The sequence below is a fragment of the Candidatus Cloacimonadaceae bacterium genome (assembly GCA_030693415.1).
In the GTDB taxonomy this organism is placed as follows: domain Bacteria; phylum Cloacimonadota; class Cloacimonadia; order Cloacimonadales; family Cloacimonadaceae; genus JAUYAR01.
In genome coordinates, this window is record JAUYAR010000013.1 from 1 (window position 1) to 10151 (window position 10151).

Below are 10151 nucleotides of genomic sequence, written 5' to 3' on the forward strand. Positions count from 1 at the left end.
GGAATGGGCATAAGCCAGGGCATTGACGATTTGCTTGAAAATATGGAGGGCACGCGGTTCGGGAATGGGACCGGTCATCGCAATCAGCTCTTTCAGCATATTCCCCTCCGCATATTCCATCACCATGTAATAGACCCCATCTTCCACGAAGAAATTGTATAAAGCCACGATATTGGGATGAATCAATCTTGCTTGAATGCGCGCTTCATTGATAAAACGTTCGGAAAATTGGGCGTCTTTGGTAAGATTGGGGCTCAGGCGTTTGATCGCCACTTGCCTGCCCAACATAACTTCCTCCGCCAGATAGACTTCTCCCATCCCGCCTTCGCCGAGTAAGGAGATTATATGATAATCCCGTAGAATTACCCCTTTGGTTAGCTCCATTTTTGCAGACTCCTGTATTAGATTTACAAAAAACCACATACCATAGTGCGAAAATATTTGTCAAGAAATAAAGAGTTTTAGCCTTTCCGGGGGGGGGGGAGAATTGAGAATGGAGAATTGAGAATTGAGAATTGAGAATTGAGAATTGAGAATTGAGAATTGAGAATTGAGGTTCAACCTTGATCAGTCCGTTTTCCGGCCACCTTTCCACCTTTCCACCTTTCCACCCTTCCACCCTTCCACCTTTCCACTCTTGCCGACCTCATTCTCAATTCTCAATTCTCAATTCTCAATTCTCAATTCTCAATTCTCAATTCTCACCCTTCCACCTTTCCACCTTTCCACTCTTGCCGACCTCATTCTCAATTCTCAATTCTCAATTCTCAATTCTCACCCTTCCACCCTTCCACCCTTCCACTCTTGCCGACCTCATTCTCAATTCTCAATTCTCAATTCTCAATTCTCACCCTTCCACCTTTCCACCTTTCCACTCTTGCCGACCTCATTCTCAATTCTCAATTCTCAATTCTCAATTCTCAATTCTCACCCTTCCACCCTTCCACCTTTCCACTCTTGCCGACCTCATTCTCAATTCTCAATTCTCAATTCTCAATTCTCACCCTTCCACCTTTCCACCTTTCCACCTTTTCACCTCCGCAGCATCGGCATGCTGCGCTACAGGCTTCCACGCTCGAGCTATTTCATCAGTACCGCTTTCTTCACATCTCTCAGCAAAGTGCCATCCATCACGATGTAGTAGATTCCGCTGCCTACAGCCGCGTTTTGAGAGTCTTTTCCATCCCAGATGAGTCTGTGGAAGCCTTGATCTCGAGGTCCGGAGTGCAGGGTTTTGATATGTTGCCCTTTGCTGTTATAGACCTTCAGGGAAATATTCGCCGGGGCAAGGATGGAGAAATCTATCGTCAGATCGGGGTTGAAGGGATTGGGATAGATGGAATTGATCGAAGTGTTCAATGGAACCTGTCCGCCGCCGGATGAATCATAATTTATCGTGATCGAGATCGGGCCATGCAGCGTATTGACGCCATCGAAATCGAGACTTTCCAGCCAGTAATGATAAGTGCTGCTTTCTGATATTTCTCTGTCAAACAGCACATAGGATTGCATCTGCGAGGTGTTGGTCGCGGATACGAACTGGTTTAGCCGCAGGGTATTGGCAAAGTCCTGATCTTCCCCGCGATATACATAGAAGCCCATGCAATTGGTCTCAGATTGCGTGATCCACATGATTTGCACACCGCTATTTGCACTGGGGCTTGCTGTGAAAGATGAAAGCTCCACCGGCAAGGTTCCGGCACCACCTTTTATCCCTATCTGCCAGATAGACTTGGAGTTTGTCAGAGGTGCTAATACAGTGATCCAGCGCAGAGCACCGGAAACATTATATGCACTTCCGATTGTATCTCCGGGATATTCGGTACTTCCATTGAAAATAGATGGAACTCGATCGCCCCAGTTGAAGTTTGAATCATCGTCCATCGTCCAATAGAAGGTGATCACCTTGTTTCCAGAAGCCGTTCCGGATATCGACCATTGGCGTTTTACGCGGTTTGGGTAGTTTTCTTCGATCACCGAAGTGCCTACCGATAAACCACTGATAAGAATGTTATTTTCGGCAATGTTGAGATATTTAGCGTGGTCATTGAACCCATCTACGGTTCGCGTGCCGCCAAGGCTGCCATTCTGCATGGTTAGGGTGCCATTCACAGTAACCGGATTGCTGAGCGTGACGCCGGAGGTATTATTGATCACCAGGTTGTTCACAGTCGCAGGCAAACCGCTGCCGGTGATCTGTGCTTGAGCCCCGCTGAAGACATAGTTCGCGGAGCTATTGAATGATCTTGAACCTGTGGTTTGGATCGAACCAGTTGCCCCGCTAACGCTTATGCCAGCCGGATGGGCAGTAATCAAAGTAGCTCCGCTTTCCAGAGTAAATGAGCCGGTACCACCGCTGAGAACGTGGCTGTCGAAATCCGTTATCGATCCGCTGGATACGCTGAAGCTGACATTGTTGGAGATAGTTCCGCCTGTTTTTGAGAAAGTCTGGATGCTCCGGTTTGATTGGTTTTTCCCCACTTCTTTTGTGGATCCGAACATTCTAACCCGTGTTTGATAGTCAATGTCCAAAGCGCTTTCGGTAATCGTTCCACCGCTCATGGCAAAATTGCCGTAGATATCGAGATATGCGTAGCATGTATTTACCGGTAGCGATGTGGAGGTTTCGTTTGAAAAGTCCAATGTCCCGCCGGATTGAATGTAGTTTCCAATTACCCTTGCTGATTTGATCCGAGAAAGGTTGCTGAGACTGCTACGATTGTCAATTCTAAACGTCCCTCCGACGATTCTCAGATTCCCATTTATGATCAGAGTTATATTCGTTGCGGCAGGGCTTATACTTAATGTCCCGCTGTTGATGGTCACGGAACCTCTGATTGTGTGCGTGAAACCAAAACCAGAATTTCGCACCAGCTCAGATTGTGTAGCTCCAAGATTCACGATTAGATTACCAATATCAGAGTTGTAGATTTGGTTGTCCGCCATTGTAGTTTTCAAATCCAGCGTCGCATTATTGTGCCAGTTGATTGGCGGTAGATTCCCACCCGTGGCATGATGAATATAGCTTGAGCCGTCCTCAAAGTAGATCTGCGCCCCGGTGGAGATGCTGATGGTGGCAGAAATAGCAGTCCGGTAGTATTGACCACGCACTACCAGATCATGAGCATCCGCGCCGTTGACGAGCGTCAAAGTTCCTGCTGAATGGGTGATCAATGCTCCGTTTTCCACGATGGTTTGATCGATGCCAAAGGAACTGTTGATCGAGAACGATGCACCTGTCCGAATGGTGATAACGCCATTTGCCGCAGTGGGATAGGTCATAGTATCCTGCCATGTTCCGGATTCGAATACCTGCCAGACATTGGTGTCCATCCAGTTGCCGAGGGTGTTTTCCCTGCTACGGTAATCACCAGCGTTCTGTGCAACGCATACGCATCCAAATAAAAGAAAAACCATAGCCAGAGCTTGTTTTTTCATCGACATGTCCATCTCCTTGCTGTATCCTGTTGATGTTTATATTTATCATTAATCATCTGTTTCATCGATTTTTTTGGGACTGCGTTACACGGGTCTCGATCAGAGCTGACTAATACTCTTTGTCGTACATTTCAGGATTCCAATCAGGACAACTATATCAAAAGCAAATGATATCGTAATATCTTTTTGGTCAAGACTTTTTTTCAAACTGCCGGCATTATTCCTGATATATTGGCGTTTGTAGCTGTCTTGCATTGGTTTATTATACGAAAATTTTCATGGGTGACTTCCATTAACCTAATCGGTTAGGCTGCTAAATATCTGTATATATGAGGGAAATATCGCAATTTGCTGGATGGATGAATGGCTGGATTCCAGCACCCGTTCTCTTCGCAGGATCGACACCCTCCCCCTTTGCATTACGGAATCAATACGGACTCATTACGGACTAAGTCCGTATTGACTCCGTAATGCTCACGGGAGAGGTGGTATATTGGAGGATATGAGAGATGTAATAAACACAGAGGAAAGCAGAGTAAAAGCGAAGCAAGGGCAGAGTGATGAGAGATTCAGAGATGAATTGCAATGAGTTAGCCTGCAATAAGTTAGTTTTGGCTTGGGAAAGATATCTCCTGTATTCAGGATGTAAAAGCCAACCCATGACTTAATGCAGAAGGGCACTAAAGCGGGGGAAAACTCATCGTCGAAGAAAACGATAGCGTCAAAGCTTTCGTGCAATCCCCTCCCCATTTTGTCAATAGGGATGCAAGAATGGAAATCATGTCAATGCTGAAAACGATTGCCAAATGCCATGTTTCGCCCACATTTTCCCTTATTTAGCAAGCTATCTGATCAGGTTTATTGAAGGAATAGTTGAACAGTCTCCTTATCTACTGCTTAGTTGTCTTCAGGGAGGGCTACTCTGCGAAGTGTCTCATCAGTCATGCCCTACTCCACAAGGCCTTTTTTTGTATATTACATTCTCCCCAGGGTGTGATATGATGTCGGGAAGTTTAGAATTGCAAACCGGATGCTTTTGATTATCACTATAGGTATGGAAATGCGGCCACAGAAGAGTATGCGCTTTCCGCAACGATGACAAGAATGAATCAGGAGTGAAAATTTGATCCGTATCTTACACATTTTGACCAGACTATGTGTCGGGGGCACATGCGCTTATGTGATGCAATTGAGCCACGCGCTAAACAACGATCATTACCAGTCCTATGTCCTGACCGGAATGATCGAACCTGATGAGGCAGATATGTCCTATCTTGCTGACAGATATGGCATTAAACCGCATTATGTAAATACTATGTGCCGCAGCCTGAATCCGGTGAAGGATTTTATTACGATTATCGAGATCATCAAAGTGATAAGAAAGATCAAGCCGGATGTAGTCTTTACAAACAATGCAAAAGCCGGCGTAGTCGGCAGAATTGCGGCTTTTATCATGGGTGTCCCCATCATCATTCATACCTATCACGGAAATAATTTTTCGGGATATTTTGGCAAACTGATGAGCACTTTTTCGATTATCACAGAAAAGGCGTTAGCCTTTATCAGCACTTGTCTGGTCGCCATAAGCCCTCAGCAATACGAGGAATTGAGCCGCTTAAAAATCGCACCAGAGCCAAAAATCCGCATGATTCCCCTTGGTTTTGATTTGGCGGAAGTTATACACGACAAATCCGACCTTGGAAAATTCCGCGCTCAGTATCAGATTTCCTCGGAAACGAAGATCGTGGCATTGGTGGGAAGACTTGCTGCAATCAAAAATCCCGCCTATTTCATCAACATCGCCAAAGCGGTTTTGGCAAGACGGCAGGACACGATCTTCCTTCTAGTCGGCGATGGTGAATTGCGTCCTGAATTGCAGGAGCAGATAGATCGGAATGAGTTGCAAAAAAAGGTCATTATCACAGGTTTTATCAAGGATCTCAAGCCCATGTACGCCGATATTGATATCCTGATGCTGACATCAAATCGGGAAGGCACGCCAGTTTCGATTATCGAAGCGATGGCAAATCGAAATATCGTGATTTCAACCAGGGTCGGAGGAGTGGAAAACCTGATCGACAACGAGGTAAATGGATTTGTCTATGCTGTCGGCGACATGGCGGGCATGATCAGCAGGATAGATGATGTTCTGAACAACCCAGAAAGCTACATATCGATTACCGAGCGGGCGCATCAAAAGATCGTGGAACATTATTCGATGTCGGTTCTGGAACAAAACATCAAAGGGCTGATCACGGAATTTGGCAAGGATTCCAAGTGCTGAAAGCCAAAACCTGAAGTCCGATTTTCAGATACTATAATAATAGATAAGGCAGGAAAATACTAATGAATATAATGGTTACAGGTACGAACGGTTTCGTCGGCTCAAAGCTGATGTTTGATCTGGAAGCCCAACGGCACAATATTATCGGGATCGATATATCTGAACGTTGCGACGATATCGCTCATCCTAAAACACTGATCGGCGACATAAGGAAAATCGACGACTTGAATCGGGTGCATGACGCCTTTGTCGAAAGCAATCGTGCCGGCATTGAGATGATCATTCATTGTGCCGCCGCGAAGCATGATTTTGGTGTGTCCCACAAGGAGTATTACAGCCACAACAAAATCGGAACCAAGGTTCTTTTGGATTTTGCCGGACAACACAAGATCAACAAAATTGTTTACTTTAGCACAGTCGGTGTGTATGGACATCCCACGGAGTGTACGGATGAGAATGGGATTTACAATCCGGATCATCCTTATGGGGCATCCAAACTTGCGGGTGAATTGCTTTGCCTGGAGTGGCAAAAGGAAAGTGCCGACCATTGGCTGCTCGTTCTGCGTCCCACGGTGATTTATGGGGCATACAACTATGCCAATATGTATAAGATGATGGACATGATGCACCGCAAGCCCTGGATCACTATCGGGGACGGAAATTATATTAAATCGATCGTCTCTCGGGCAAATGTGATCGATATGACAATTTTTGCAATGGGGAAAATGAAGCCCGGTCTGTTGGATTACAACTGTGTGGACAAGCCATATATTACCGTTCGCCGCCTCATGGAGATCATCGCCGCCAATTCAGCTTTCAAAATTCCCCGAATTCAGGTGCCGGTCTCTTTTGCTGTTTTCATCGGAAGACTGTTTGATATTCCCGCCAGACTATTCAAAATCGACCTGCCGGTAAATAGCGACAGAATGAAGAAATTTGCCACTGCCACCCATTTTGCCTCTGAGAAAATAAGAGACAACGGCTATGTGCAAAAACACTCTATCGAAGATGAGATATTAAAGATGACATCCTGGTATCTGGAACTGAAAAAAAAATCCCGCTGACCTCCATTCGGTAATATCGATTCGACCGTAGCGACAGGTGATGCTCGAGCACCAAACCCCTCATAAACCTGCCACCAGTTGATACACATGTTGTGCTAATGAAATGCCCAGCCCATATCCATTGATTAGTCATTAGTCACATGTTTCTTTGATTACGGCAGAAGCGTAAATTTCTATTGACGGAAACCTCAGATCAATTCATTGGGAACAAAATCATAGATCACAAGAGGTGATTATGCTTCGTGATGATTTACAGAATTGAGGGAGGATTTGCATGACAGATTACAAAATCATAAATTCACATAAAAGTCCGAATGAAACGGCACTAAAAACCATCAAAGTTGATCTGCATTGTCATTCTGCGCATAGTGACGGTATTTTATCGCCCGAACAGCTTGCCCGTAAGATTTCTGAAGTCGGTGTTAAATATGCTTCATTGGCGGATCACAATACAATAAGCGGCTTGGCAGTATTTAAGAAGGCACTGATGTCTTACGGGATAGGTTTTATCTCGGGAGCTGAGTTTACCACTCTTCATAAGAGCCATGTCATTCACATTTTGGCATACGGCTTTGACATGAATGATTCGGGTTTCAATGCACTACTAAACGACAAATACAGCTCTAAAACAGATATAACGGATAGTGTGATGTACAAAGTTTTCGGAAACACATCAGAAGTTATCAATATAATTCATAGAGCAGGCGGCATAGCGATTCTGGCTCACCCTTTTCAAACCATACCAGATTATAAAGAATTAAGAATTCTGCTAAATGAGTTGCAAAAACTTGGTCTTGATGGAGTTGAAGCTATTTATGAACCAAATTCTCTGGAAACTCAGCGTCAGTTGTTGGAGATTGCTGCCGAAGGCAATTTCATCGTTTCTGCGGGGACGGACTTTCATCACCCCGATGAATCTTCTCCTGGAATCGTTATAACAGTTGATCAATGGAAAAAGTTCCGAAATGCATTATTGAAAAGCTCTATCAACCACACAGATAATGCAACTTTGCCGATACGGCCGAAGAAACCGAAAAATAAATGGTTCTCGTTGCTTACGCACATCTATATGCCCGCAGTAATGACCTTGACACTATTCATTGTTGCCTTGTTTATAATTCTGCTCCCTTATTTTGAAAAAACTCTTCTTGAGAGAAAACGGGACAACATAAAACAGCTAACTCAAGTGGCTTGGGGTGTGCTGAAGGAAGCATCGTCAGAAGTAGAAACCGGACATCTCACTCTTGAACAGGCCCAGAAACTGGCAAAAAACAGAATTGCAGCTATGCGCTATGGCCCGAATAATAGAGATTATTTCTGGTTACAGGATTTGACTCCACGCATCTTAATGCACCCCTACAGAACTGATCTCAATGATCAGGATGTTTCCGATTATCGTGATGCAGAAGGCACTAAAATATTCGTGGCTTTTGCCGAACTGGTTAAAAAGCAGGGCGAAGGGTTCATCAGCTATGTCTGGCAATGGATGGGCGAATCCAACAGAATGGAACCCAAAGAATCGTACATCCGTATCTTCGAGCCCTGGGGATGGTTGATAGGTACTGGTATTTATGTTTGCGATGTTCAGGCAGAAATTGCAAATCTCAGAAGTTACCTTGTAAAAATGTCATTGGTAATAATAATTCTCGTTTTGTTACTGCTAATCTATCTGGTAAGACAGGGATTGCTGCTTGAACGCTCAAGAAATGAAGCAGAGAAACTATTAATCGAATCTGTTGATAGATATAAAACCTTAAGCGAAGCAGCCACCGAAGGGGCTTTGTTTGTTAGCGACAACCGATGCAGGTATGCCAATGCAGTTATGTATGAATTGCTCGGGTGTAGTTCGGAAAACATCGAACTTCTCGATATAGCGGATGTTTTCCCCGAAACTGAAATCAATCTGAAATGGCTCTCACATTTTCCTAACATCAATCATGCCGAGTTTCCCAATCCCGCAGAAGGAGTTTTAAGAAGAACTGACGGTACAACTCTTTGCTGTACCTTAACCTTTAGGGGAAAATACGACGATCCTAATTCCGGCTGTATGATTATCGTGAGACGTTCTGTTGATATAACCGTTCATACAGGAACACATATTGTCCTGAATCGGCTGTTACACATACCGAGCAGTATAGCAGAAGACTTAACCGAATCCATCCAAAATGCGAAATTTGAGAGTGAAATCGTCTTACTGAGAAAAAAGACCAACAGGATGGTGTTGTCTCTGTTGGAGATTGGTACTTCTTCCATAGCAATAACCTCAATGATTTCTACGATAACAGATGTTATTGTGCAAAAAATGCTGGAGTTTTGCTTCAGAGAGTTGGGGCAAACTGCAGTTCCCTTCACATTTTTGGCTTTGGGCAGTCATGGCAGGCGGGCACAAACGATGTTTAGCGACCAGGATAACGCAATAATCTATAAACCCCAACACAAGGGTATTGATAAAGAAACAGAAGCATATTTTTTGCGTCTGGGGACGATGCTCTGCGATTTACTTGAACAAGCGGGATACAAAAAATGTCCCGGTCAAAAGATGGCAAGCAATCCGCTATGGTGTCAACCAATGCATATCTGGAAAGCATATTTTGAGGAATGGATTAGAAACTGTGAACCGCAGCAGGTTGTAGAATTCAGCATATTCTTTGATTTTCGCCCGGTTGCAGGGGATGCCGAACTGGCTACTGAACTAAGAAGCTACGTAAACGCACTATTGAAAGAAACACCTTTTTTTCTGACACAATTGGCTCAAAATGCTCTTCTCTTCAAAACTCCAATGCGGGTTTTGGGCAGTATTGTAACTTCAAGCAGTAAAACCCATCCTGGCAGAATAGATGTAAAATCTCCGGCTATGGCAATAGTGAGTTTTACTCGCTTATACGCCTTGAAAAACGGTATTGTTGAAACGAATACGATTTCCCGTCTTGACGACATTAAGAATCTCGGAATAATGCTTGATTCCAGGCATAGAGATATAGTTACCGCCTATGAAACCTTGGTGAAAATGAGATTATGGAATCAAGCACTGGCGATAGAGAAAAATCTTGATTCTGATAACTGGATTGACCCGGGTCAGCTCGGGCATCTTGAAGAAGTGATTTTACGAGAATGTTTTAAGGAGATAGATGATCTGCAAACCTTGATTCAGAAGGACTTTCTTGCCTATTTGATAAGTTGAAAAAGCTAAATTTGACTCTGTGGGAGAAAGTGAATAATATGCCAGGATAGAGCCACTTGTTCGCAATTTGAGAGCCAGGCTCTCGGAAAATAGAGCCACTCAATTCGCTGATCAGAGCCACCTTGCCAATTAGCCCCGATATCTGATCATGGATTTATACACCAATCGGTGTAAATACATCCAT

The 10151-nt window shown here is 44.3% G+C and carries 5 protein-coding genes; 3 read left to right on the forward strand and 2 right to left on the reverse strand.

The features are described from left to right. Both Q8M98_00730 and Q8M98_00735 read right to left on the reverse strand, forming a co-directional pair. On the reverse strand, nucleotides 1-384 hold a 384-nt coding region (locus Q8M98_00730), incomplete at its 3' end, for a serine/threonine-protein kinase (protein MDP3113274.1). A 696-nt stretch (nucleotides 385-1080) separates the two neighbouring features. Further along, a complete protein-coding gene (locus Q8M98_00735) occupies nucleotides 1081-3438 on the reverse strand; it encodes a FlgD immunoglobulin-like domain containing protein (GenBank protein MDP3113275.1) in 2358 nt (785 codons plus the stop codon). A gap of 1123 nt (nucleotides 3439-4561) precedes the next feature. Between Q8M98_00735 and Q8M98_00740 the strand changes: the two genes are divergently transcribed. The 3 genes from Q8M98_00740 to Q8M98_00750 all read left to right on the forward strand — a co-directional run bounded on the left by Q8M98_00740 (nucleotide 4562) and on the right by Q8M98_00750 (nucleotide 9967). Beyond that, nucleotides 4562-5722 (forward strand): glycosyltransferase, encoded by a 1161-nt coding sequence (locus Q8M98_00740; protein MDP3113276.1) that lies wholly within the window; start codon nucleotides 4562-4564, stop codon nucleotides 5720-5722. Nucleotides 5723-5784: 62 nt separating this feature from the next. Next, nucleotides 5785-6786: an NAD(P)-dependent oxidoreductase gene (locus Q8M98_00745; GenBank protein MDP3113277.1), complete on the forward strand. Its 1002-nt coding sequence runs from the start codon at nucleotides 5785-5787 to the stop codon at nucleotides 6784-6786. A gap of 274 nt (nucleotides 6787-7060) precedes the next feature. Next, the gene (locus Q8M98_00750; GenBank protein ID MDP3113278.1) at nucleotides 7061-9967 is read left to right on the forward strand and encodes a DUF294 nucleotidyltransferase-like domain-containing protein; all 2907 of its coding nucleotides are present in this window, start codon (nucleotides 7061-7063) and stop codon (nucleotides 9965-9967) included. Nucleotides 9968-10151: the final 184 nt, after the last annotated feature.